Genomic DNA, 22,693 nt, shown 5'->3' with positions numbered 1-22,693 from the left:
AAGGGGACGTTCGGAGCATGGTGCTAGCCGATGAACCGCCGAAGTCACGCCTCCGCCTGATGGCGGTGCACGCGCACCCCGACGACGAGTCGAGCAAGGGTGCCGCCACGATGGCCAGGTACGCCGCCGAAGGGCACGAGGTCATGGTCGTGACCTGTACCGGTGGCGAAGCGGGCAGCGTGCTGAACCCCGCCATGGACCGTCCCGACGTACTGGCCAACATGACCGAGATCCGCCGGGAGGAGATGGCCCGCGCGGCCAAGATCCTCGGCGTGAGCCACGTCTGGCTCGGCTACCTCGACTCGGGCCTTCCCGAGGGCGATCCGCTGCCGCCGGTCCCGGAAGGCTCGTTCGCGGTCGTCCCGCTCGAAGAGTCCACCGGTGCCCTGGTGAAGGTCATCCGCGAGTTCCGCCCGCACGTGATCGTCACCTACGACGAGAACGGCGGGTACCCGCACCCCGACCACATCCGCACGCACGAGATCTCGGTCGCGGCCTTCGACGCCGCGGGCGAGACGGAGCGCTACCCGGACGCGGGCGAGCCGTGGCAGCCGTTGAAGCTCTACTACGTGCACGGGTTCTCGCGCGCCAGGATGACCGTGTTCCACGAGGGCCTGCTCGCGCGTGGCATCGAGTCACCGTACGAAGAGTGGCTCAAGTCGTGGGACCCGGAGAAGGCCGACGTCATGGACCGGGTGACCACCCGCGTCGAGTGCGGCGACTACTTCGAGCAGCGTGACGAGGCCCTCAAGGCGCACGCCACCCAGATCGACCCGAACAGCCGCTGGTTCGCCGTCCCGCGCGACCTGCAGCGCGAGGTCTGGCCGACCGAGGAGTACGAGCTGGTCCGCTCACTGGTGGACAGCACCCTGCCGGAGGACGATCTGTTCGCCGGTTTGAAGGAGAAGGTGGGCTAAATGAGTTTTGTCGTGCCGGCGTTCGCCGTCGTCGGAGTGACGGTGTCGTCGCAGTTCCTGGCACAGCAGCCCGGCAACGGCGACAACGGCGGCCAGGGTGAGGACTTCGGCAAGTCGTCGCCGGTGGGTTTCCTGATCCTTATCCTGTTCCTGATCGCTGTCGCGCTGCTGGTGCGGTCGATGACCAAGCACCTGAAGCGGCTCCCGGAGAGCTTCGACGAGCCCGCCGCTACGTCGGACGCCGCTTCGGAGACGCCCGCCGACGAGACTTCTGTCGAGAAGGCCGTCGTCGAGGAGCCTGCCGCCGCTCGGGCCGCGGAGAAGCCGGCCGTCAAATCTGACTGAGCGCTGCTATGAAAGGCCCGTTGCTTGCAAATTTTGCAAGTAACGGGCCTTTCATAGCGTTTCCGGACCGAGTCAAAGGCGAGGGTCGACCGGATCCGATTCCATCGCCAGCACCGCGAACACGCATTCGTGCACCCGCCACAACGGTTCCCCGCGCGCCAGCCGCTCCAGCGCCTCCAGCCCCAGCGCGTACTCGCGCAGCGCCAGCGCCCGCTTCCGGTTCAGCCCCCGCTTGCGAAGCCGCGCGAGGTTCTCCGGCAGCGTGTAGTCCGGCCCGTAGATGATCCGCAGGTACTCCCGCCCGCGCACCTTCACTCCCGGCTGCACCAGGCCCCGCGTGCCGCGCGAAAGGTTCGCCGCCGGTTTGACGACCATGCCCTCGCCGCCCGCGCCGGTCAGGTCCAGCCACCATTCGACGCCGCGCGCCACCGACGCCGGGTCGGTGGTGTCGACCGACAGGGTCCGCGTGCGCGTGAACAGGTCGCCGGTGAGCCGGTCCAGCCGCGCGAGATGCCAGTCGTGCGGCCGGTCGTGGTACGACTTCCCTTCCGACGCGAGCACCTGGAACGGCGCCAGCCGGACGCCGTCGAGGCCGTCGGTCGGCCAGCAGTAGCGCCGGTAGGCCCGCCGGTACGCGTCGACGGCGGACTCGCGCACCCGCGTCCGCGCCAAAAGCTCCGAGACGTCGACCCCGCGAGCGGCCGCGGCGTCCAGTGAAGCGACGGCCGAGGGCAGCACGGACTGGGCCGCCGCGCCGACGGACGCGTACTGGTCCGAGATCAGCGAGCCCGCCTTCGCGCTCCACGGCAGCAACTCCGCGTCGAGCAGCAGCCAGCCGGTGTCCAGCTCGTCGAACAGTGCCGACGCGGCTTCGCGGACGCCGTCGAGCAGCCGTGCGTTCTGTTCGGGTGCGAAGAACGGCCGCCCGGTGCGGGTGTACACCGCGCCGGGTCCCCGGATCCCGAACCGCGCGGGAGCCACGTCCTCGTCACGGCACACGAGCACGATCGCCCGCGATCCCATGTGCTTCTCTTCGCACACGACCGACTGGACGCCCGCCGCGCGGAACTCGGCGAAGGCCTCCTCGGGGTGTTCGAGGTAGTCGTCCAGGGCGGACGTCGCACAGGGCGCCATGGTCGGCGGCAGGTACGGCAGCCAGCGCGGGTCGACGGCGAACCGGCTCATCACCTCCAGTGCCGCCGCCGACTGCTCGGCGGAGACCCCGACCCGGCCGTGGTGGCGGGTCTCGACGATCCGCTTCCCGGTGACGTCGCCCAGTTCCAGTACCGCGGGCTCGCGTCCGTCCAGCGGCCGCTCCGGTTCGAGCGGGCGCACCGGTTCGTACCAGACCTTCTTCGCCTTCACCGAGACGACTTCCCGCTCCGGGTAACGCAAAGCGGTCAGCTTGCCGCCGAAGACACAGCCCGTGTCGAGGCACATGGTCCCGTTGACCCACTCCGGCTCCAGCGTCGGCGTGTGTCCATAGAGGACTGTCGCGGTCCCGCGGTAGTCGCGCGCCCACGGCAGCCGCACCGGCAGGCCGTACTCGTCGGTCTCGCCGGTGGTGTCGCCGTACAGCGCGGTGCTCCGTACGCGACCGGACGCGCGCCCGTGGAACTTCTCGGGCAGGCCCGCGTGCGCGACGACGAGCTTGCCGCCGTCGAGGACGTAGTGCGCGATGAGGCCGTCGCAGAATTCCCGCGCCTCGGCACGGAATTCCTCGTCCTGCGCGGCGAGCTGCTCCAGTGACTCCGCGAGGCCGTGCGCCACCTTGACCTTGCGCCCGTTCAGCGCGCGGACCAGTTTCTGCTCGTGGTTCCCGCAGACGACCAGCGCGCTGCCCGCCTCGGCCATCGCCATCACGCGGCGCAGCACGCCCGGGGTGTCGGGTCCGCGGTCGACGAGGTCGCCGACGAACACCGCGGTGCGTCCTTCGGGGTGCACGCCGTCGGCGTAACCCAGTTCGGTGAGGAGTTCCTCCAGTTCCTCGCGGCAGCCGTGGACGTCGCCGATGACGTCGAACGGCCCGGTCAGATCGCGGCGGTCGTTGCGCAGCGGCTCGACGACGATCTCCGCTTCGGCGACCTCGGCTTCGCTCCGCAGCACGTGCACGCGGCGGAAACCCTCGCGCTCCAACGACTTCAGCGAGCGGTGCAGCTCGCCGCGCTGGCGGCGGACGACGTGCTCGCCGAAGTCGCGGTCCGGCCGGGACTCGTTGCGTTCGTGGCAGAGCTTGACCGGCAGGTCCAGCACGATCGCCGTCGGCATGACGTCGTACTCCTTCGCCAGTTTCAGCAGGCTCGCCCGGGAGGCGCGCTGGACGTTCGTCGCGTCGATGACGGTGACCCGTCCGGCTTCGAGCCGCTTCGCCGCGACGTAATGGAGCACGTCGAAAGCGGCGGCCGACGCGCTCTGGTCGTTCTCGTCGTCGGCCACCAGACCGCGGAAGTAGTCGCTGGACAACACCTGAGTCGGCGCGAAATGCGTCCGCGCGAAGGTGGACTTGCCGGAGCCGGAGGCCCCGACGAGCACGACGAGGGACATGTCGGGAATGGTCAGTTTCATGCCACGGCCTCCTTTCGAGACGTGAAGACCGCCATTTGGGTCGGCGGTCCTGATTCCTGGGACTCCGGTCCCACCGGGAGCAGCCGGACCTCGTAGCCGCGCCGGGACGCGACACCCTCGGCCCACGAACGGAACTGCTCGCGTGTCCATTCGAAACGGTGGTCGGCATGCCGGAAGCGGCCCTCTTCGAGGAACTCGAAATGCCGGTTGAACTCGGCGTTCGGCGTCGTGACGAGCACGGTCCGCGGTGCGGCGACGCCGAAAACGGCGTGCTCCAACGCGGGCAGGCGCTCCTCGTCGACGTGCTCGATCACCTCCATCAGCACGGCCGCGTCGTATCCGGCCAGCGACGGATCCGCGTAGGTCAGCGCGGACTGCCGGAGGGTGATCCGGGCCTTGTCCTTGAGCCGTTTGTCGGCGATGTCGAGCGCGCTCGCGGACACGTCGACGCCGACGATTTCGGTGAACGACGGTTCCTTCTGGAGCACGCGCAGCAGCGCGCCCGCGCCGCACCCGAGGTCGAGCACGCGCCTCGCACCCGCGGCCCGGAGCGCCGCGAGCACACTGCCGTGGCGCTGGACGGCCAGCGGCTCCGGCCGGTCCGGCAGCTCGGTGACCAGCGCTTCGGCCTCGGCCGGAACGTCGTCCGCTTCGGCCAGCCGCTCGAGCGCGTACGAGACGATCGGCCGACGCCGTTCGAGGTACCGGTTGGTGATCAGCTCCCGTTCCGGGTGTCCGGCGAGCCAGCCCTCGCCGACCCTCAGCAGCTTGTCGGCCTCGTCCTGGCCGATCCAGTAGTGCTTGTCGCCGTCGAGCGCGGGCAGCAGGACGTACAGGTGCCGCAACGCGTCGACGACGCGCTGCGTCCCGGTCAGCCGGAGATCGACGTAGCGGGAATCGCCCCACCGCGGGAATTCGGGGTCGAGCGGGATGGGCTCGGCCTCGACCTGCCAGCCCAGCGGCTCGAACAGCTTGTGGACGACCTCGGCGCCGCCGCGCGCGGTCAGTGACGGCACGTGGATCTCCAGCGGGAAGCGCTCGTCGACCAGCTCCGGCCGGTTCGCGCACCGGCCGGCCAGCGCGGTGGTGAAAACGGCCCGCAGCGCCACCGCCAGATACGAGCCGCCCGCGTACGGCCGGTCGTTGACGTACTGGGTCAACGACGTCCCGCCGCCGCGCACGAGCTCGATCGGGTCGATCTCGGCCAGCAGGGCGACGGTGCAGCGCTCTTCGGCCGCTTCGGGGTAGAAAACGTGCGCCGTCCCGGCCGAGAGCGTGAACGACTGCGCCTTCTCCGGATGCTTGTGCAGGAGAAAGCCCAGGTCGGTGGCGGGTGTCCGGGTGGTCGTCATGGTCAGCAACACCGCGTCAGTGTCGCGCAGACGGCCGTTCCGCGCGCCCGCTTTTCCGCGTGCGACCCTGATGGCATGTCGAACCGCCTGAAGGCCGCGACCAGTCCGTACCTGCTGCAGCACGCCGAGAACCCGGTGGACTGGTGGCCCTGGGGAGAAGAGGCGCTGGCCGAGGCGAAACGGCGGAACGTGCCGATCCTGCTTTCGGTCGGCTACGCGGCCTGCCACTGGTGCCATGTCATGGCGCACGAGTCCTTCGAGGACGAAGCCACCGCGACGCTGATGAACGCGAACTTCGTCAACATCAAGGTGGACCGCGAGGAGCGCCCGGACATCGACTCGGTGTACATGGCGGCCACGCAGGCGATGACCGGTCAGGGCGGCTGGCCGATGACGTGTTTCCTGACCCCGGAGGGCGAGCCGTTCCACTGCGGCACCTACTACCCGCCGTCGCCGCGGCCGGGGATGCCGTCGTTCTCCCAGTTGCTCGTCGCCGTCGCCGAGGCCTGGGGTGAGCGTCCGGACGAACTGCGGTCCGGCGCCCGGCAGATCATCGCCCATCTCACGGAGAAGAGCGGCCCGCTGCCCGAGTCCGTTGTGGACGCCGCGGCGCTGGACGCCGCGGTCGCCCTGCTGCGCAAGGAATACGACGCCGAGACCGGCGGCTTCGGGGGAGCGCCGAAGTTCCCGCCGACGATGGCGCTGAACTTCCTGCTCCGTCACCACGAGCGCACCGGATCCGATCTCGGCCCCGTCGCGCACACCGCGGAGGCGATGGCCCTCGGTGGACTCAACGATCAGCTCGCCGGTGGCTTCGCGCGCTACTCGGTCGACGCGCGCTGGGAAGTTCCGCACTTCGAAAAGATGTTGTACGACAACGGGTTGCTCCTGCGTTTCTACGCTCAGTTCCACGGCGTGACCGGGCTCGCGTACGCGCGGCGGACGGTTGAGGAGACCGCGGAGTTCCTGCTGCGTGATCTCGGGACGGCCGAAGGCGGATTCGCCGCTTCGCTCGACGCGGACACCGAGGGTGTCGAGGGGCTCACCTATGTCTGGACCTCCGCGCAGCTCGTCGAGGTGCTCGGTGAGGAGGACGGCGCATGGGCGGCCGAGCTGTTCCAGGTGACCGAGCGGGGCAACTTCGAGCACGGCGCGTCGACCCTGCGGCTGCGTGAGCCGCATCCAGAGGACGAATTGCGTTACGAGCGCGTCCGCCGCGCCCTGCTGGCCACGCGGGACGGACGCCCTCAGCCCGCCCGTGACGACAAGGTCATCGCCGCCTGGAACGGGCTCGCGATCGGCGCGCTCGCCAAGGCGGGCGCCCGGCTCGACCGTCCACAGTGGATCGATGCGGCCGCCCGCGCGGCGGCTTTCCTGATGGACACCCATTTCGTGGACGGACGACTGCGGCGAACCTCGCGCGATGGCGTCGTCGGCACGACGGCCGGGGTGCTGGAGGACTACTCCTGTCTCGCCGAGGGGCTGCTCGAACTCCACCAGGCGACCGGAGAGCCGCGGTGGCTCGCCGACGCGATCACCTTGTTGGACCTCGCCTTGGCGCATTTCGGCGTCCCGGACTCGCCGGGTGCCTACTACGACACGGCCGACGACGCGGAGGTGCTGGTGCAGCGGCCCTCCGACCCGACCGACAACGCGAGCCCGTCGGGAGCCTCGGCGCTGGCGAACGCGTTGCTGACCGCGTCCGTGCTGGCCGGGCACGACCAGGTGGGCCGCTACCGCGAGGCGGCCGAGCAGGCGCTGTCCCGCTCTGGACTGCTCGCCTCGCGCGCGCCGCGTTTCGCCGGGCACTGGCTGACCACAGCCGAAGCCGCCGCTGCCGGCCCGGTGCAGGTGGCCGTCGTCGGTCCGGATGCCGCTTCGCGCTCGGACTTGCTGGCCGCGGCTCTCTCCGCGCTGCCGGACGGCGCTGTGGTCGTGAGCGGGACTCCGGATGCCGACGGCGTGCCGCTGCTCGCCGACCGCCCGCTGGTCGAGGGTGGCGCTGCCGCTTACGTGTGCCGCGGGTACGTGTGCGAGCGCCCGGTCACGACGGCGGAGGAACTGCGCGCCCAGCTCGGCTGAGCAGTGCTAGGAAAGGCCCGTTACTTGCAAATTTTGCAAGTAACGGGCCTTTCCTAGCGCGCGGGGGACCGTCGACCGCAGGTTTCGCCGGGGGAGAACACGGCTGTCTTTCGGCCGTTGCGAGCGTAGCGTCGGTAGCGTTGTAATCATGTAATCGCGGAGGCGAGCATGCACACCTACTTCAGGACGGCGAGGCATATGGGACGCGGTGGCTGGAAGGGCCGGGGCGGCTGGCAGCAGGCGGAGACCCCCTCGGCGGACGACGCGGCGGCGTGGTTCGGCGGACGGCTCCCGGAGGGCTGGTTCACCGGAGACCCCCAGGTCACGGTGGATCGCGAGGAGATCGTCATCGTCGGCGAACTCCAGCCGCTCACCGGTGACTACGCCGACGACGCCGCCCGCGCGGCGGCCGAAGACGGCCGGATCAGCAGGTTCCGCGAGGAGACCCGCGACGAGCGGATCGAGATCGCGCGCCAGGCCGAGCACCGGTATCAGCGCAAGGTCGCCTGGGGCGCGAGCCTCGGTGGCACGAGGCACCTGTTCACCACGCATTCGGCGCCGGTCATGACCAGGCTGCGGCAGCCCGAACGCCTGGTCCTCGACACCCTCGTCGACGCAGGCGTCGCGCGGTCGCGGTCCGAGGCGCTGGCCTGGGCGGTCCGGCTGGTCGGGGAGCACGCGGACACGTGGCTCGCCGAGCTCCGGGAAGCGATGACCAAGGTCGACGATCTCCGCTCACAGGGACCGGACCTTTCCTGAGGCGGGCGTCTCCGCGGGCAAGCGGTGTTCGACGTCCGAGGGTTGCCGAACTGGGGAAGCCGGTCCGATTCGTGCTGCGCCCCCCGATGCGGTGCGGCAGGCTGAGCGCAGACCGCACCGCATCGGAGGAATCGTGGACACACCAGGACTTCCCGCGAAGATCGACCCGGACGCGCTGACCACCGTCCTCGATGGACGGTGGGCCGGGCTTCGCCGCGCAGTACGCGCGCAGATGGCCGCGGAGGACTTCAAGGACCCCGTCGACCTCGACGTCGAGGCACACCGCGCGCAGGTCCTCGACTGGCTGCGGCTGCTCGCCCGCACCGACCGGCCGGGACTCGGCTTCGACCCGGCGCACGGCGGTGGCGGCGACGTCGGCGGTTCGGTGATGTCGTTCGAGATGCTGGGGTTCGGCGACCTCTCGCTGATGGTCAAGGCAGGCGTCCAATGGGGACTGTTCGGCGGCGCGGTGCAGCTGCTCGGCACCGAGCGTCACCACGAGCGCTACCTGCGCGAGATCAAGGACCTGGACCTGCTGGGCTGCTTCGCGATGACCGAGCACGGCCACGGCTCGGACGTCCAGCACCTGCGCACCACCGCGACCTACGACCCGGCCACGCGCGAGTTCGTCGTGCACACGCCGGACCGCGGCGCGATGAAGGAGTACATCGGCAACGCCGCCCGCGACGGCGAAGTCGCGGTCGTGTTCGCGCAGCTGATCACCGGCGGCGAGTCGCGCGGCGTGCACGCGTTCGTGGTGCCGATCCGCGGTGAGGGCGCGAGCGGTGTCGAGATCGAGGACTGCGGGCGCAAGGCGGGCCTCAACGGCGTCGACAACGGACGGCTCACTTTCACCCAGGTGAGGGTTCCGCGCGAGGCGCTGCTCAACCGGTTCGGTGATGTCGCCGAGGACGGTACGTACACGAGCCCGATCGAAAGCGACGGCCGCCGGTTCTTCACGATGCTCGGCACGCTGATCCGCGGACGGGTCAGCGTCGCGGGCAGTGCCGGCAGCGCGACGAAGCGCGCTTTGGCGCTGGCCGTCCGGTACGCCGAGCAGCGGCGGCAGTTCGCGCGGCCCGAGGGTGACGAGGTCGTGATCCTCGACTATCGCGCCCACCAGCGGAAACTGCTGCCCGCGCTGGCGACGTCGTACGCACTGCACTTCGCACAGGAAGCGCTCGTCTCGACACTTCACGACATCGCCGAGGACGCGCCGGAGGAAGAGCAGCGAGAGCTGGAATCGCGGGCCGCCGGGATCAAGGCCGTCTCGACCTGGCACGCGACGGCCACCATCCAGGCCGCTCGCGAGGCGTGCGGCGGCTCCGGCTACCTCTCGGAGAACCTGCTCGCCGGGCTGAAGGCCGACACGGATGTCTTCACCACCTTCGAGGGTGACAACACCGTGCTGCTGCAGCTGGTCGCGAAGGGCCTGCTGACCAGCTACAAGGACCATTTCGAAGACCTGAGCCCGCTCGCGACCGCGCGGTTCGTGGCGGAGCAGTTCGTCGAGGCCGTGATCGAACGGACGTCGGCGCGCAAGGTCGTCGAGCGGCTCACCGACGCCGACGACAGCGACGTCCTCTACTCGCGGGAATGGCACCTGAAGCTGTTCGAAGACCGAGAAGAGCACGTACTCGGCGGGGTCGCGCAACGTCTGCGTAAGGCCGCGTCGGATCCCTTCGGTGTTTTCAATGACGCGCAGGACCACGTGCTGCGCGCCGGACGAGTGCACGTCGACCGGGTGGTGCTGGAGGCGTTCATCGGCGCGATCGAGCGCTGTGCCGACGCGGAGGCGCGGGAACTGCTCGAGCGCGTCTGCGACCTCTACGCGCTCGCGAACATCGAGGCGGATCGAGGCTGGTTCCTCGAACACGGACGCCTGACCTCGGGGCGCTCGAAGGCCGTCACCGCCGCGGTGAACGCGCTGTGCGCCGACCTGCGCCCGCACGCGCGGACGCTCGTGGACGCCTTCGCTATCCCCGAGCAGTACCTAGCGGCTCCGATGCTGCAGGACTGAGCCCGGCACGCTGCTCGGCGAGCTCGACCCGCAACGCCTTGACCTCGCGGGTCAGCTCGTCGAGGTGCTCGCGAGTGACGGCCTGCGCGCTCTCGTCGGCTTCGGTCACCCGGCGGATCAGCCACGACGCCAGCGTCGCGGTGACCACACCGAGCAGGGCGATCCCGGCCACCATCAGTCCCACCGCGACGACGCGGCCGGTGCCGCTGATGGGGTACCGGTCGCCGTAGCCGACCGTGGTGATCGTCGTGATCGACCACCACACCGCGTCCGGGAAGTCGGAGATCGGCGCGTCCGGCGCGGCGCGTTCGGCGTCGAGTACGGCGAGTGCCGAACAGAACACGATGAGCGCCGTCGCGCCCACCGTGTAGATCACGACGCGGCCGCGCAGCGACAAGCCCGCGTTGCGGTTGAGGACGTTGAGCACCGTGACCAGCCGGAGCAGCCGCAGCTGCCGGATCAGCGGGAGCACGATGATCAACAGGTCGAAGATGTTGTTCTTCAGGAAATCCCGTTTGTCCTCAGCGTGTTTGAGGCGGACGCCGTAGTCCAGGGCGAAGACCGACCAGGAGATCCAGGTGACCACCTCGCACCAGACCCGGCCGGTGTGCCCGAGCGAGGGTTGGAGGATCGGCCACGCGTAGGCGGCCAGGAACAGTACGGCGGCGGCGTTGAGCGGCCACTCCATCCGCTTTTCCCACATCGGGCGTCTCCTCACCTGGCCTTTTCCAGGTGCGTACGTTAAGCGATGTCGAGGGCTGTGCCATAGAGTTTCCCGGTTTTGAGGGTGATGAAAAGCCTGCGCTCGTCCGGGTCTTCCTGTGTCCGGACGACTTCGGAGAGTTCCGCTTCCCCTTCCACGACGGCGAATTTCCAGTGATCGGCGCTGGAGACGTAAAGGGACGCGTGCGGATTGTTACGGATCTGCTTGACCTTCAGACGGTCTTCGGTCGTGCTGATCCGGATCTCGCGGGTCTCGGGATCCCACTTGTAGACGACGGTGGAGAGATGCGGACGGCCGTCGCGCTTGAGGGTCGCGAGGGCGCCGAAGGTGTGCTCGGCGAGGAAGGCGCTGAGGGCGGCGTCGTCGAGGGCGCGGGGCGGTGCGTTCTTGGCCATGACGACGATCATGGTTCCTGTGGTGGGGGCTGGGAAGAAGGCACTTTCTTGTGCCAGAGGGAACACGCGTGTGTCCGTCCTGGTCACGACCCACCCAGCCGAACAGTTGATCGCGCCATACCTCCGGCTGACCCGTCGTTTCCGCCTGCGTCCCCCGCGTTCGGCTGAGGCGCGCCGTCCTCGATCCCGCGACGCTGAACCGCATGGGAAACGAGTTGAGCAGACGCGGAGTGCTGGCCGGCGCGGCCGCCGTCGGAGCGACCATCGGCCTCGCGGGAGCCGCCGACGCGGCCGAGTCCGGCCCGCTGACGATCCGGCGCGGCGACCCGCGTTACGACGGTTTGGTACGCGCCAACAACTTCCGGTTCGTCGGCGACCCCGACGAAGTCCGGCTGGCCGGAACCACAGGCCAGGTCGTGCGCGCGGTTTCGGACGCGGTCCGCGCGGGGCGGCGGGTCGCGGTCCGCAGCGGCGGGCACTGTTTCGAGAACTTCACGGCCGATCCGGCGGCGCGGACATTGATCGATCTGTCGCAATTGGACGCCGTCGGCTTCGATCCCGTACGCCGCGCGTTCTTCGTCGAACCCGGCGCGACCCTCGGGCAGGTGTACAAAACCCTCGGCCGCGGTTGGGGCGTGACGATCCCGGCGGGCGGCTGCCCGGAGGTCGGCGCGGGCGGGCATATCGCCGGCGGCGGGTACGGTCCGCTGTCGCGTCGGTACGGCGCCGTGGTCGATCACCTGGAAGCCGTCGAGGTGGTGGTGGCGGACCGGGCGGGCGTGCGCGCGGTCGTCGCGTCGCGCGATCGGAACCAAGACTTGTGGTGGGCGCACACCGGTGGCGGCGGAGGCAACTTCGGCGTCGTGACGCGCTACTGGCTCCGCTCGCCCGGCGCCACCGGCACCGATCCGGCCCGGCTGTTGCCTCCGCAACCGCGGGAGATGCTGACCTGTCTGGCCGTCTGGTCCTGGGACGAACAGGCGCTCACCCGGGTCCTGCGGAACTTCGGTACCTGGATGGAACGCAACAGCGCCCCCGGCTCGCCGAACGCCGGTCTGTATCCGATCCTCGACCTGAAGCACCGCAACAACGGAAGCTTCGAACTGACCGTTCAAGCCGACGCCGACCTCCCCGGCGTGGATCAGCTGGTGACCGATCTCGTCACCGGGCTCGGGGTCGAGCCCGCGTACACCTATCGGCACAAGTCGCCGTGGTCGCACATGACGACCTGGCCGGGCCTCGGGCAACCCGGCGATGTGGCGACGCGCCGGTACAAGATCAAGGCCGCGTACCTGAACCGGTCGTTCACCGATGCCCAGATCGCGGCGATTCGGCGGCACTTGAGCGGGGAGACCACGGTCCAGGGCGGGATGCAGCTCGTCGGCTACGGCGGCCAGGTCGGCGCCGTCGCCCCCGAGGCGACCGCGATCGCGCAGCGCGGGGCGATCATGAAGGCGGTCTACAGCTCACTCTGGCTGGAGCAGTCCGATGACGCGGCGAACCTGGCCTGGGTGCGGGAGTTCTACCGGGACGTCTACTCGTCGACCGGTGGCGTGCCGGTCGACGACGGTTCGTACATCAACTATCCCGACGTCGACCTGGCCGATCCGGCCTGGAACACGTCCGGCGTGCCTTGGCAGACGCTGTACTACCAGGGCAACTACCCGCGTCTGCGGCAGGTGAAGGCGCGATGGGATCCGCGGAACGTCTTCACCCACGCGCTCGGGATCTGAACCGCTCAGTCGAGACAGAACTCGTTGCCCTCGATGTCCTGCATGACGATGCAGGACTCGTTCTCCTCGTCGGCGAGCATCACGCGTTCGCAGACCGCGCCGAGCGGGATCAGCCGATCGCGCTCGGCTTCGAGGGCGGCGAGGCGTTCGGCGCCCACGAGCCCAGTGCCGACCCGCACACAGAGATGCACCCGGTTCTTGACGACCTTGCCCTCGGGAACGCGCTGGAAGTACATCCGCGGGCCCGCCCCGGTGGGATCACTGCAGACGAAGCCCTTGTCCCGGTCCTCCGGCGGCAGCGAGTCGTTGTACGCGTCCCAGCTCGCGAAGCCCTCCGGGGGCGGCGGTACGACGTAACCCATCACCTCGCACCAGAACCGGGCGACGCGCTCGGGTGACGCGCAGTCGAAAGTGATTTGGACCTGCCTGATCGTCCCCATCACCTCACCCTAGTGGCGAGGTGTCAGGCGTACATCGCCAGCCAGATCGCGACGTAGTGCGAGCTGGCCGCCAGCACCGTGCAGGCGTGGAAGTACTCGTGGTACCCGAAGGTGTCCGGGAAGTGGTTCGGCCACTTGACGGCGTAGAACACCGCGCCCAGCGTGTAGAACAGCCCGCCGACGCAGAGCAGGACGAGCGCCGCGACACCGGCGTGCGCGCCCAATTCGGGCAGGACGAAGACGGCGACCCAGCCCAGTGCGATGTAGATCGGCACGCCCAGCCAACGAGGCGCGTTCGGCCACAGCATCTTCAGGGTGACGCCGCCGATCGCGCCGCCCCACACGATCGCCAGCACGATGTACCCGGTCGGCTGGGACATCGCCAGAAGGGTGAACGGCGTGTAAGTGCCCGCGATGAAGAGAAAGATCATCGAATGGTCGGCGCGCTTCATCCATTCGTATGCTCGTGGGCTCCACAAGCGACGGTGATACAGCGCGCTGACGCCGAAGAGACCGAGCACGGTCAGCCCGTAGACCGAAGTGGACAAAGCGGCTATAGGTGACACTGTGGACGCGGCGAGACTGATCAGGGTCACGGCGCCGGCGACTGCGACGAAGAAGGACCAGAAGTGGATGTGCCCGCGCAGGCGCGGACGCGTGTCCACCAAGGGCGCGGGGCCGGACGGCTGCTGTTCGGACTCTACGCTCACTCCTCCCAGGTTACGGCACCGTAGGTTTTTTACCAGTCTCCGTGGCGCGTCCCACTGAGGCCCGCGGGGTGACTACTCTCCACTGGCGTGAGTCTTCGGTCCTTCTTGTCAGACGTCGTGTACAGCGCCTACGGCAGGCGCCTGATCCAGCAGGCCAAGGGGCGCCATCCACGCCACATCGCCATCATGCTGGACGGCAACCGTCGCTGGGCGCGCGAAGCGGGCTTCACCGACGTCGCCGACGGCCACCGCGCCGGCGCCAAGAAGATCGCCGACTTCCTGAGCTGGTGCAACGAGGCCGACGTCGAGGTCGTCACCATGTGGCTGCTCTCGACCGACAACCTCGGCCGCGCGGCCGAGGAACTGAGCCCCTTGCTGAAGATCATCACCGACGTCACCGACGAACTCGCCGCGCCGAACACGCCGTGGCGGCTCCGCATCGTGGGAGCCCTTGACCTGCTGCCGCCGGAGGTCGCGAAGGCCCTCAGCGCGGCCGCGGAGCGCACTGAGGGGCGTTCCGGGATGGAGGTCAACGTCGCGGTCGGTTACGGAGGGCGTCAGGAGATCGCCGACGCGGTCCGCAAGCTCCTGCTCCAGCACGCCGACGAGGGCACCTCGATCCGCGAACTCGCGAAGATCCTGGACGTCGACCATATTTCCGAACACATGTACACCTCGGGCCAGCCCGATCCGGATCTGATTATCCGCACCTCGGGTGAGCAGCGGCTTTCCGGATTTCTGCTCTGGCAATCGGCCCATTCGGAATTCTGGTTCACCGAAGCGTATTGGCCCGCATTCCGCCGGGTCGATTTCCTCCGCGCCATGCGTGATTACGCCTGGCGGCATCGGCGCTTCGGTTCCTGAGGTACCTGACTTCGGACAAGACGAAGGCCCCGGAGTGCACTTCCGGGGCCTTCGACGTCCACACCGAAGATCAGTGGTGGTGGTGCTCCAGCGAGTGGAGGACCAGGGCCGGGCTGGTGAGGACACCGGTGTAGGCGCCGGCGACCAGGGAAGCGGCACCGTAGCCCAGTGCGCCACCGCCCTCGATGAAGGTGTTGTAGGCGTCACCGAACGTGGGGTCCGGGGTACCGGTGGTGTCACCGGTCGCGGCGAACGCGGTTCCGCCGACCATCATGAGACCCGCGGCGACGGCGGAAACGAAACCAGCCTTCTTCAGCACTGCGCACACTCCTTGGTAGAGATATTCAGGGATCCGGGGCACGGAGATCCGGTGGGTGTGTCCCGCAGTGAGAAAATTACTCGCTATTCAGGTCTTGTGACCGCCTCGTAATCCCATTGTGTGAGCCGAAAAAGGTTCATTTCACTCGGTACGGTTCTCTGTCTCGGACGCAAAATGCGCTCCGCTACCGACCGTGGTAGAACCCGGATTTCGATCAGGCGAACGCCCTCTGTCGCGTTAATCCATCCGGGTCACGTCGACGAGCGTCCCTGAATGGTGATCGACACTACGCACCGTGATGGTGACCAGGTGTTGATGTCACGCGACCGACAGTGAGATGACGGTTTGGCGAATCACCGTGGTGGCTGCCTGCGCGATCGCCCCGACGCAGGTACCTTCCGAAAGTGAGGGTTCGCGTCCCATGCGGACTCTCACGGGAGGCCCTGGTCGTGGCAGTTGTCGACAGGGCGGCACAGCCGCCCAGTGGATGCACGAGGGGGCCGGCACCCGGCCCTCGCGGCCGTGCCGACTGACGCGGAAAGCGTCAGAAGGAGCGGTTAGCCAGGGAGGTGCCCGGCCCAGCGAGTGCGGGCGTGGTGCCACGCCCACGAGGGAGATGCCGTCGTGACTGCGCAGCGTTCACCCCGCAAGGCCTCTGGCCGTTCTTCGACCGGTGCCCCTGGCCCGGAGAAAGCCTCGATCTCGCCCGAATCCCAGCGGTCCACTTACGTGCTCGACACGTCGGTCCTGCTCTCTGACCCCTGGTCGGTGACTCGTTTCGCCGAACACGCGGTCATACTCCCGCTGGTCGTCATCAGTGAACTGGAGGCGAAACGTCACCATCCCGAACTGGGGTGGTTCGCGCGCGAAGCGCTTCGCATGCTCGACGACCTGCGTCGTCAGCACGGCAGGCTCGACGCGCCGATCCCGATCGGTGAGCACGGCGGCACCCTGCAGGTGGAGTTGAACCACTCCGACCCCACGGTGCTCCCGGTCGGCTTCCGCACCGACTCCAACGACCACCGCATCCTCGCCTGTGCGCTCAACCTGGCGGCGGAACGCGCGTCGGTCACGCTGGTGACCAAGGACATCCCCCTGCGTGTCAAAGCGGGCGCCGTCGGCCTCGAGGCCGACGAGTACCGCGCGCAGGAGGTGACGCCCTCGGGCTGGACGGGCATGGCGGATGTGGACGTATCCCAGACCCTGGTCGACGCGCTGTTCAGCGGGTCTTCCGTGGATCCCGCGGAATTCGGGATGCCCGAGGTCGGTGAGCTGCCCTGTCACACCGGGTTGCGGCTGCTCGCGGGCAGTTCGAGCGCGCTGGGCAGGGTCACCGCGGACAAGCGGATCCGGCTCGTGCGGGGTGACAAGGAGGCGTTCGGCCTGCACGGCCGGTCGGCCGAGCAGCGGGTGGCGCTGGATCTCCTGCTGGACTCCGATGTCGGCATCGTCTCGCTGGGCGGGCGCGCCGGTACCGGCAAGTCGGCGCTCGCGCTCTGCGCGGGGCTGGAATCGGTGATGGAACGCCGCCAGCACCGCAAGGTCGTGGTGTTCCGGCCGGTGTACGCGGTCGGCGGGCAGGAACTGGGCTACCTGCCCGGTTCCGAGAGCGAGAAGATGCAGCCGTGGGCGCAGGCGGTGTTCGACACCCTCGGCGGGCTGGTCAGCCAGGACGTCCTCGACGAGGTCTTCGACCGCGGCATGCTCGAGGTGCTCCCGCTGACGCACATCCGCGGCCGGTCGCTGCACGACACGTTCGTCATCGTCGACGAGGCGCAGTCCTTGGAGCGCAACGTGCTCTTGACCGTGCTTTCGCGGCTCGGCACGGCTTCGCGGGTCGTGCTCACACATGACGTCGCGCAGCGCGACAACCTGCGGGTCGGGCGGCACGACGGCGTTTCGGCGGTGATCGAGAAGCTCAAGGGACATCCGCTGTTCGCGCATGTCACGCTGACCCGTTCCGAGCGCTCGCCGATCGCGGCGCTGGTCACCGAAATGCTGGAGGACCACGGATAGCCGATCGGGGAGTCCTCTTGGGACAGTCCTAAGGGGACTCCCCGTGCTTCCTTCGCACCGCGGCGGAATCGGCCTCGTGACTCGGACCGTGGGAAAGGCGGTCCGGCGCCGCCGTGGAGTAGAAACAGGAGATCGCCGGGACGACGAGCGGATCGCGATCGGCGGTGAGGCTCAGCAGGAGATCCCAGTCGTCCATTTCGACCAGTGACTCGTCGAAGCGGGCTTCCGTCAAGCCCGCGCGATGGGCGACGGCGCCGGTGTCGGCGAGGTTCTCCTTGAGCAGGGCTTCGCGGCTGTACGGCTTCAGCAGCAGCTCCGGCAGACCTTCGACGTCGTCGATGACGTACGCGCCGTACGCGACGGTGATCTCCGGGTGCTCGCCGAACGCCCACGCCAACGCCTTGAGCCACAAGGGATGCATGGTGTTGTCGTCGTCGAGGTAGGCGACGGCGTCGCCGGTCGCCACGGCGAGCGCGGCGTTGCGTGCGGCGCTGACCCTGTTGTGCGCCACGCGGATCGTGCGGATACGCGGATCTTCGAGGGCCGCGAGGACTTTGGGCGTGGCGTCCGAACTGGCATCGTCGACGACGATCAGTTCCCAGTTCTCGTAACGCTGCGCGAGGACCGACTCGATCGCGCGGGGCAGCAGCCCGGCGCGATCGTGCGTGGGCAGGACGACGGAGATCTTCGGGGTGGCGGCGAGTTCCAGCGGCTCTAGCCACTGGGTGAAGGTCTGAACGGCGCGGGCGGCTTCGAGCCGGCCTGTCCGGAGATGAAGGCCTTCGAAGGCGGTGTCGTGGCCGCCGAGCCAGCCGTCGAGCGCTTCTTGCCGCGAGCCGATGGCCTCCTGCTTGGCCTCGACCGTGGTGGTGCGCGCGTCACCGTCCCGCAGTGCCCGGTCGTGGTCCTCCAACCAGGCGTTGTGGTGCTCCAGTTTCGCGCGCAACCGCTCCAGTTCCGCGGCCTGGGCCGCGACCACGGAACGCAGTTCGGCGAGCACGTCGCTGTCCTCGTGGCGGCGGTCCACCGCCGCCGCCACGGTCCGTCTCAGGCGCTTCACCCGGTGCACCCTAGTGCTTCCGGGGCCCCGGATCACCAGCCCGCGGGCAGCGGGCGTCCTTCCGCGAAACCCGCGGCGGACTGGATGCCGAGCAGCGCGCGCTCGTGGAACTCCTCGAGCGTCCGGGCGCCCGCGTACGTGCAGGCGGAGCGGACACCGGAGCCGATGGAGTCGAGCAGATCCTCGACGCCGGGGCGAGCCGGGTCCAGCGCCATCCGCGACGCCGAGATGCCCTCTTCGAACAGGCCCTTCTTGGCGCGTTCGAAGACGTTGTCCGTCCGGGTGCGGGCGCCGACGGCGCGCTTGGACGCCATGCCGAACGATTCCTTGTACGGCTTGCCCTGCTCGTCGTAGCGCAGGTCGCCGGGGGACTCGTGGGTGCCGGCGAACCACGAGCCGACCATGGCCGCGGACGCTCCGGCGGCCAGGGCGAGCGCGACGTCGCGCGGATGCCGCACGCCGCCGTCCGCCCAGACGTGTTTGCCCAGTTCGCGGGCCGCGGCCGCGCATTCGGCGACGGCGGAGAACTGCGGGCGGCCGACGCCGGTCATCATCCGCGTGGTGCACATGGCGCCGGGGCCGACACCGACCTTGACGACGTCCGCGCCCGCGTTGATCAGGTCGCGTGTGCCCTCCGCGGTGACCACGTTCCCGGCGACCACGGGGACCCGCGGGTTCACCGACCGGACGGCCTTGAGCGCGGAGATCATCTTCTCCTGGTGGCCGTGCGCGGTGTCGACGACCAGCACGTCGACGCCCGCCGCGAGGACGGCCTCGGCCTTCGCCGCGACGTCGCCGTTCACGCCGATCGCGGCGGCGACGCGCAGGTTGCCGCCGCCGTCGACGGCCGGGGCGTAGATCTCCGCGCGCAGCGCCGCGATCTCGGTCAGGACGCCCGCGAGCCTGCCGTTTTCGTCGATGCCGAGCGCGAGACCGCCGCCGTGGGCGTGCAGGCGCTCGAACACCTCGCGCGGCGGGGTGTCCAACGGGACCGTGACGAGCGCGGGCTCCGCGACGTCGGCGAGCCGCGCGAAGCGGTCGACGCCGGCGCAGGCCGTTTCGTCGACGATGCCGACCGGCTTGCCGTCCTCGTCCACCACGACGACGGCGCCGTGGGCGCGTTTGCCCACCAGGTTCAGGGCGTCGGCCACCGCGTCTCCGCCGGTCAGCACGAGCGGGGTGTCCCACACGGTGTGACGGCTCTTGACCCAGGTGACGATGTCGGCGACCGCGGCGACGTCGACGTCCTGGGGAAGGACGACGAGCCCGCCGCGGCGGGCGACCGTCTCGGCCATCCGGCGGCCGGCGACGGCGGTCATGTTGGCCACCACGATCGGGATCGTCGCGCCGGTGCCGTCCACAGTGGACAGGTCGACGTCGAAGCGGGACTCCACGTCCGAACGGTTCGGCAAGAGGAACACGTCGTCGTAGGTCAGGTCGTGAGCGGGCCGATGCCCGTCGAGAAAGCGCACGAGTCCCCAGGATACCCGCGTGGGACAATGGCGGCATGACCGACCGGGACCGTGACGAAGCCGGACGAGCACGCAACGCGCGCCCTCGGGACGGTCTCGGGAGGCCGCTCCCGTACGGCGCCGACGGTGTCGAACGACAGCCCGAGGGCATCGAGCGGGCCCCCGAGGACACGATCGCCGAAGCCCAGCGCCTGCTCGACGCGGGCCGCCCGTTTCACGCGCACGAGGTGTTCGAGGACGCGTGGAAGGCCACCGACGGGGCCGAGCGCGAGCTTTGGCGTGCCCTCGCGCAGCTCGCCGTGGGCCTGACCCACGCGGCCAGGGGGAACGGGAACGGCGCGGCGTCGCTGCTGGAACGGGGTGCGGACAACATCGAGCCGTTCCGCCAGGCCAGGCCGCACGGGATCGACATCCCCGGCCTGCAGGCATGGGCGCGGGAGATGGCCGGAGAAGTGAAGGTGCGGATCCGGGTCGAGCCGGTTCCGCCTCGCCTACTGGGCCAGGGCCTGTAGCGCCGAGCCGGAGCGGTACAGCTCGATCAGCAGCGGCCGCAGTGCCCGCCCGGCCGGGGTGAGCCGAGGTGTTCTGTCAGCACCTTCGCGGACAGGTCGGGCAACGCGGAGCGAAGGTCGCTGAAGGACCGGGCGCCGCTCATCAGCTCGCGGAGGCTGGATCCGCCGAAATCCTCGACATGATCTACGAACCGGACGCCGTGTTCGTCCGCCGTGACGGTGTGCAGGTGACCGGTGCGGAACGCCGGGCCGCGAACGGCATGATCCTCGCGCTCTGGCGCTACGTGATCGACAACCCCTTCGGTCTCGGCGCATCTTGAGTACTCGACATACCGCGAGTATGTTACTTCGAGTAGGGATACTGGCTAGTAGGTAACGGCGGGAGAAGGCGCGATGAGCGAGCCCAAGGAATTGCTGGCCGAGCCGCTGAAACTGCGCTGCGGCGCGCTCCTGCCGAACAGGCTGGCCAAGGCCGCGCTGAGCGAGCAGCTCGGCGACCGCCGCAACCGGCCGACCGCCGAACTGGCCGAGTTGTACCGGACGTGGTCGCGAGGCGGCGCCGGAACGCTGATCACCGGCAACGTCATGGTCGATCCGACCGCGCTCGGCGAACCGCGCAACGTCGCGGTGCCGCGGGAACCGGACGCGACGGAGTTCAAGCCGTGGGCGCGGTCGGCCGACGGGACCGAGACCCGGCTGTGGGTTCAGCTCAACCATCCCGGCCGTCAGAGCCCGCGCTTCCTGTCCCGTGAGCCGGTCGCGCCGTCCGCGGTGCCGTTCGGCGACCGTGGCATCCGCTCGGTGTTCGCGACGCCGAGGGCGCTCACCGGCGACGAGATCGAAGCGATCATCGACCGGTTCGGCGTCGCCGCGCGCACCGTCGTCGAGGCGGGGTTCACCGGTGTCCAGATCCACGGGGCGCACGGCTACCTCGTCTCCCAGTTCCTTTCACCGCTGACCAACCGGCGCACCGACGGCTGGGGCGGCGACGCGGTGCGACGGCGCCGGTTCCTGCTGGAAGTGGTCGCCCGGATCCGGGGCGAGGTCGGAGACGCCGTGCCGATCGCGGTCAAACTCAACAGCGCGGACTTCCAGCGCGGCGGCTTCAGCGAGGAAGAGTCGCTCGAAGTCGTCCGCGAACTGGGTGAAGCGGGCATCGACCTGTTGGAAGTCTCCGGCGGCACCTACGAGAAGGCCGCCATGATGGGCTCCGGCAAGGCGAGCACCGTCAGCCGGGAGGCCTACTTCCTCGACTACGCCGCGAAAGCGCGGCAGGTCACCGACGTCGCGCTGATGGTCACCGGCGGCTTCACCAGCCCGGAGGGGATGGCGGAGGCGCTGCGTTCCGGCGCGCTGGACGTCATCGGTCTCGGCAGGCCGCTGGTCGTCGATCCGGCGCTGCCCGGCCGTCTGCTGGCAGGCGAGGACGCCCGCGCCGAGCGCAAGGCCCCTAAGACGGGCATCCGGCTGGCCGACAGCCTGCTCGAAATCCAGTGGCACACCCAGCAGATGCACCGCGTCGCGGCCGGGAAACCGGTGGACCGGCGGCTCGGCGCGGTGCGGACGCTAGTACGTGCCGGCGTCGCGGATCCGCTCAACGCCTTCCGGCGGGTCCGGGGCTAGTCCATCCATGCCCCCACCTCCGCCCTCAACGGAGGAGCTGCGCTCCCAGCCCCAATTCTCGTCCTGCTCGTCCCGGCGGCTGAAGGTGCGGTCGAAGCCGACCGCGGCCGCCGCGAGGCCGATGAACAGCACGCCGATCAGCACGCAGTTGAACGCGACACCGCCATAGCTGTTGATGCCCGGATCGACGAACGGGTACGGGTAGAACCCGATGATCGCCCCGCGCACCAGCGTGACGGCGAGCCAGACCAGCGGGTACAGCAGCGACCAGGACAGGACCCGCCACGACAGCTGGCCTCGCGGCCCGAACAGCAGCCAGCCCGCGACGCACATCAGCGGCGACACCTTGTGCAGCATCGTGTCGGCGAAGACGGCCCAGCCGTGCAGTTCGTAGAGGTCGGCGAGCGCGACCTGGAAGACGACGCCGGTCACGGTGATGCCGACGAGGCCGGTGAGCCGCAGCACGCCGAACAGGGTCGACCGGCCCGCGACACCGAGCGCGAGCAGCAGGCTGCCGACGCCGACCAGGATGTTCGAATCGATGGTGAAGAAGGCCAGCAGGTTGGCCACCCGCCCGGCCGGGGTGTGGAAGCTGCCGCCCTCGGTGCCCGCCGAGACCGGGATCTGGGCGGCGAGCCCGGCGATCACCACCAGCGCGGTCGCGCCGAACCAGGCACGCGCGATCTTGGAAGCCTGCATTCTGTCTACTTTATGGGTGACCGGCCCGCGACGTCCCGTCACCACCGGGTGCCGCCACTCGATCGGGGGCGCCTCCTCGCCGCAAT

The 22,693-nt window shown here is 69.4% G+C and carries 21 protein-coding genes; 11 read left to right on the top strand and 10 right to left on the bottom strand.

Annotated features, from left to right (window positions below):
• The first annotated feature begins 17 nt into the window (after positions 1 to 17).
• Together mca and ACLJRM_RS26725 are read left to right on the top strand one after the other, a co-directional pair.
• Positions 18 to 917 carry a mycothiol conjugate amidase Mca gene (gene mca / locus ACLJRM_RS26730; RefSeq protein WP_101610520.1) on the top strand — a complete coding sequence of 300 codons (900 nt, stop codon included), beginning with the start codon at positions 18 to 20 and terminating at the stop codon, positions 915 to 917.
• Positions 918 to 1,262, top strand: a complete 345-nt coding sequence (locus ACLJRM_RS26725; protein WP_101610519.1) for a hypothetical protein — start codon at positions 918 to 920, stop codon at positions 1,260 to 1,262.
• A 72-nt stretch (positions 1,263 to 1,334) separates the two neighbouring features.
• Here ACLJRM_RS26725 and ACLJRM_RS26720 read toward each other — a convergent pair whose 3' ends face one another.
• Both ACLJRM_RS26720 and ACLJRM_RS26715 read right to left on the bottom strand, forming a co-directional pair.
• Positions 1,335 to 3,827, bottom strand: a complete 2,493-nt coding sequence (locus tag ACLJRM_RS26720) for a polynucleotide kinase-phosphatase (protein ID WP_410664593.1) — start codon at positions 3,825 to 3,827, stop codon at positions 1,335 to 1,337.
• Complete coding sequence (locus ACLJRM_RS26715; protein ID WP_410664592.1) at positions 3,824 to 5,191, bottom strand: 3' terminal RNA ribose 2'-O-methyltransferase Hen1; 1,368 nt, start codon at positions 5,189 to 5,191, stop codon at positions 3,824 to 3,826. Before ACLJRM_RS26715 ends, ACLJRM_RS26720 begins: the two co-directional genes overlap by 4 nt.
• A 63-nt stretch (positions 5,192 to 5,254) precedes the next feature.
• On the opposite strand from ACLJRM_RS26715, the gene ACLJRM_RS26710 reads away from it, so the two are divergent.
• From ACLJRM_RS26710 to ACLJRM_RS26700, 3 genes are all read left to right on the top strand, one after another.
• Positions 5,255 to 7,261 (top strand): thioredoxin domain-containing protein, encoded by a 2,007-nt coding sequence (locus tag ACLJRM_RS26710; protein ID WP_410664591.1) that lies wholly within the window; start codon positions 5,255 to 5,257, stop codon positions 7,259 to 7,261.
• Positions 7,262 to 7,459: 198 nt separating this feature from the next.
• Complete coding sequence (locus ACLJRM_RS26705; RefSeq protein WP_410600747.1) at positions 7,460 to 8,020, top strand: hypothetical protein; 561 nt, start codon at positions 7,460 to 7,462, stop codon at positions 8,018 to 8,020.
• A gap of 133 nt (positions 8,021 to 8,153) precedes the next feature.
• Complete coding sequence (locus ACLJRM_RS26700) at positions 8,154 to 10,040, top strand: acyl-CoA dehydrogenase (RefSeq protein ID WP_410664590.1); 1,887 nt, start codon at positions 8,154 to 8,156, stop codon at positions 10,038 to 10,040.
• Here ACLJRM_RS26700 and ACLJRM_RS26695 read toward each other — a convergent pair.
• Complete coding sequence (locus ACLJRM_RS26695) at positions 9,997 to 10,743, bottom strand: potassium channel family protein (RefSeq protein ID WP_410664589.1); 747 nt, start codon at positions 10,741 to 10,743, stop codon at positions 9,997 to 9,999. The two genes, ACLJRM_RS26700 and ACLJRM_RS26695, sit on opposite strands and share 44 nt — an antisense overlap.
• Before the next feature lie 38 nt (positions 10,744 to 10,781).
• Positions 10,782 to 11,159 carry a pyridoxamine 5'-phosphate oxidase family protein gene (locus ACLJRM_RS26690; RefSeq protein ID WP_101613502.1) on the bottom strand — a complete coding sequence of 126 codons (378 nt, stop codon included), beginning with the start codon at positions 11,157 to 11,159 and terminating at the stop codon, positions 10,782 to 10,784.
• A gap of 203 nt (positions 11,160 to 11,362) precedes the next feature.
• Here ACLJRM_RS26690 and ACLJRM_RS26685 point away from each other — a divergent pair, with 203 nt between their 5' ends.
• Positions 11,363 to 12,892 (top strand): FAD-binding oxidoreductase, encoded by a 1,530-nt coding sequence (locus tag ACLJRM_RS26685; protein WP_410664588.1) that lies wholly within the window; start codon positions 11,363 to 11,365, stop codon positions 12,890 to 12,892.
• 5 nt (positions 12,893 to 12,897) lie between these two features.
• Here ACLJRM_RS26685 and ACLJRM_RS26680 read toward each other — a convergent pair whose 3' ends face one another.
• A complete protein-coding gene (locus tag ACLJRM_RS26680; RefSeq protein WP_101610511.1) occupies positions 12,898 to 13,332 on the bottom strand; it encodes a VOC family protein in 435 nt (144 codons plus the stop codon).
• A gap of 23 nt (positions 13,333 to 13,355) precedes the next feature.
• On the bottom strand, positions 13,356 to 13,997 hold the full coding sequence (trhA, locus tag ACLJRM_RS26675; protein WP_101610510.1) for a PAQR family membrane homeostasis protein TrhA: 642 nt from the start codon (positions 13,995 to 13,997) through the stop codon (positions 13,356 to 13,358).
• Positions 13,998 to 14,129: 132 nt separating this feature from the next.
• Between trhA and ACLJRM_RS26670 the strand changes: the two genes are divergently transcribed.
• Entirely contained in the window at positions 14,130 to 14,906 is a 777-nt protein-coding gene (locus tag ACLJRM_RS26670) for an isoprenyl transferase (protein WP_168214410.1), read from the top strand.
• Positions 14,907 to 14,976: 70 nt separating this feature from the next.
• Here the strand turns inward: ACLJRM_RS26670 and ACLJRM_RS26665 are convergent, their stop codons facing one another.
• On the bottom strand, positions 14,977 to 15,225 hold the full coding sequence (locus ACLJRM_RS26665) for a hypothetical protein (RefSeq protein ID WP_101610508.1): 249 nt from the start codon (positions 15,223 to 15,225) through the stop codon (positions 14,977 to 14,979).
• Between the two features lie 729 nt (positions 15,226 to 15,954).
• Here ACLJRM_RS26665 and ACLJRM_RS26660 point away from each other — a divergent pair.
• Positions 15,955 to 17,241, top strand: coding sequence for a PhoH family protein (locus ACLJRM_RS26660; protein WP_410664734.1), 1,287 nt, complete (start codon positions 15,955 to 15,957; stop codon positions 17,239 to 17,241).
• A gap of 28 nt (positions 17,242 to 17,269) precedes the next feature.
• On the opposite strand, the gene ACLJRM_RS26655 is transcribed toward ACLJRM_RS26660, so the two are convergent.
• Positions 17,270 to 18,301, bottom strand: a complete 1,032-nt coding sequence (locus tag ACLJRM_RS26655) for a glycosyltransferase family 2 protein (RefSeq protein ID WP_233222967.1) — start codon at positions 18,299 to 18,301, stop codon at positions 17,270 to 17,272.
• A 32-nt stretch (positions 18,302 to 18,333) separates the two neighbouring features.
• Positions 18,334 to 19,773, bottom strand: coding sequence for a GuaB1 family IMP dehydrogenase-related protein (locus ACLJRM_RS26650; RefSeq protein ID WP_101610506.1), 1,440 nt, complete (start codon positions 19,771 to 19,773; stop codon positions 18,334 to 18,336).
• Between the two features lie 35 nt (positions 19,774 to 19,808).
• Here ACLJRM_RS26650 and ACLJRM_RS26645 point away from each other — a divergent pair, with 35 nt between their 5' ends.
• The 3 genes from ACLJRM_RS26645 to ACLJRM_RS26635 all read left to right on the top strand — a co-directional run bounded on the left by ACLJRM_RS26645 (position 19,809) and on the right by ACLJRM_RS26635 (position 21,908).
• Complete coding sequence (locus tag ACLJRM_RS26645) at positions 19,809 to 20,285, top strand: DUF309 domain-containing protein (RefSeq protein WP_410664587.1); 477 nt, start codon at positions 19,809 to 19,811, stop codon at positions 20,283 to 20,285.
• Positions 20,286 to 20,353: 68 nt separating this feature from the next.
• The gene (locus ACLJRM_RS26640) at positions 20,354 to 20,605 is read left to right on the top strand and encodes a hypothetical protein (RefSeq protein ID WP_233222968.1); all 252 of its coding nucleotides are present in this window, start codon (positions 20,354 to 20,356) and stop codon (positions 20,603 to 20,605) included.
• Positions 20,606 to 20,678: 73 nt separating this feature from the next.
• Positions 20,679 to 21,908: an NADH:flavin oxidoreductase/NADH oxidase family protein gene (locus ACLJRM_RS26635; protein ID WP_410664586.1), complete on the top strand. Its 1,230-nt coding sequence runs from the start codon at positions 20,679 to 20,681 to the stop codon at positions 21,906 to 21,908.
• Here ACLJRM_RS26635 and ACLJRM_RS26630 read toward each other — a convergent pair.
• Positions 21,852 to 22,607: a Pr6Pr family membrane protein gene (locus ACLJRM_RS26630; RefSeq protein WP_101610503.1), complete on the bottom strand. Its 756-nt coding sequence runs from the start codon at positions 22,605 to 22,607 to the stop codon at positions 21,852 to 21,854. The two genes, ACLJRM_RS26635 and ACLJRM_RS26630, sit on opposite strands and share 57 nt — an antisense overlap.
• Positions 22,608 to 22,693: the final 86 nt, after the last annotated feature.

The organism is Amycolatopsis sp. lyj-84, assembly GCF_046549075.1.
Lineage (GTDB): Bacteria > Actinomycetota > Actinomycetes > Mycobacteriales > Pseudonocardiaceae > Amycolatopsis.
This window is presented reverse-complemented; position numbering and strand designations above follow the sequence as displayed.

Excerpts from the sequence above, each read along its gene's own strand:
- mca (WP_101610520.1), top strand. The coding sequence starts at position 18 with ATGGTGCTAGCCGATGAACCGCCGAAGTCACGCCTCCGCCTGATGGCG.
- ACLJRM_RS26725 (WP_101610519.1), top strand. The coding sequence starts at position 918 with ATGAGTTTTGTCGTGCCGGCGTTCGCCGTCGTCGGAGTGACGGTGTCG.
- ACLJRM_RS26720 (WP_410664593.1), bottom strand. The coding sequence starts at position 3,827 with ATGAAACTGACCATTCCCGACATGTCCCTCGTCGTGCTCGTCGGGGCC.
- ACLJRM_RS26710 (WP_410664591.1), top strand. The coding sequence starts at position 5,255 with ATGTCGAACCGCCTGAAGGCCGCGACCAGTCCGTACCTGCTGCAGCAC.
- ACLJRM_RS26705 (WP_410600747.1), top strand. The coding sequence starts at position 7,460 with ATGGGACGCGGTGGCTGGAAGGGCCGGGGCGGCTGGCAGCAGGCGGAG.
- ACLJRM_RS26695 (WP_410664589.1), bottom strand. The coding sequence starts at position 10,743 with ATGTGGGAAAAGCGGATGGAGTGGCCGCTCAACGCCGCCGCCGTACTG.
- ACLJRM_RS26690 (WP_101613502.1), bottom strand. The coding sequence starts at position 11,159 with ATGGCCAAGAACGCACCGCCCCGCGCCCTCGACGACGCCGCCCTCAGC.
- ACLJRM_RS26685 (WP_410664588.1), top strand. The coding sequence starts at position 11,363 with ATGGGAAACGAGTTGAGCAGACGCGGAGTGCTGGCCGGCGCGGCCGCC.
- ACLJRM_RS26680 (WP_101610511.1), bottom strand. The coding sequence starts at position 13,332 with ATGGGGACGATCAGGCAGGTCCAAATCACTTTCGACTGCGCGTCACCC.
- ACLJRM_RS26645 (WP_410664587.1), top strand. The coding sequence starts at position 19,809 with ATGACCGACCGGGACCGTGACGAAGCCGGACGAGCACGCAACGCGCGC.
- ACLJRM_RS26635 (WP_410664586.1), top strand. The coding sequence starts at position 20,679 with ATGAGCGAGCCCAAGGAATTGCTGGCCGAGCCGCTGAAACTGCGCTGC.
- ACLJRM_RS26630 (WP_101610503.1), bottom strand. The coding sequence starts at position 22,607 with ATGCAGGCTTCCAAGATCGCGCGTGCCTGGTTCGGCGCGACCGCGCTG.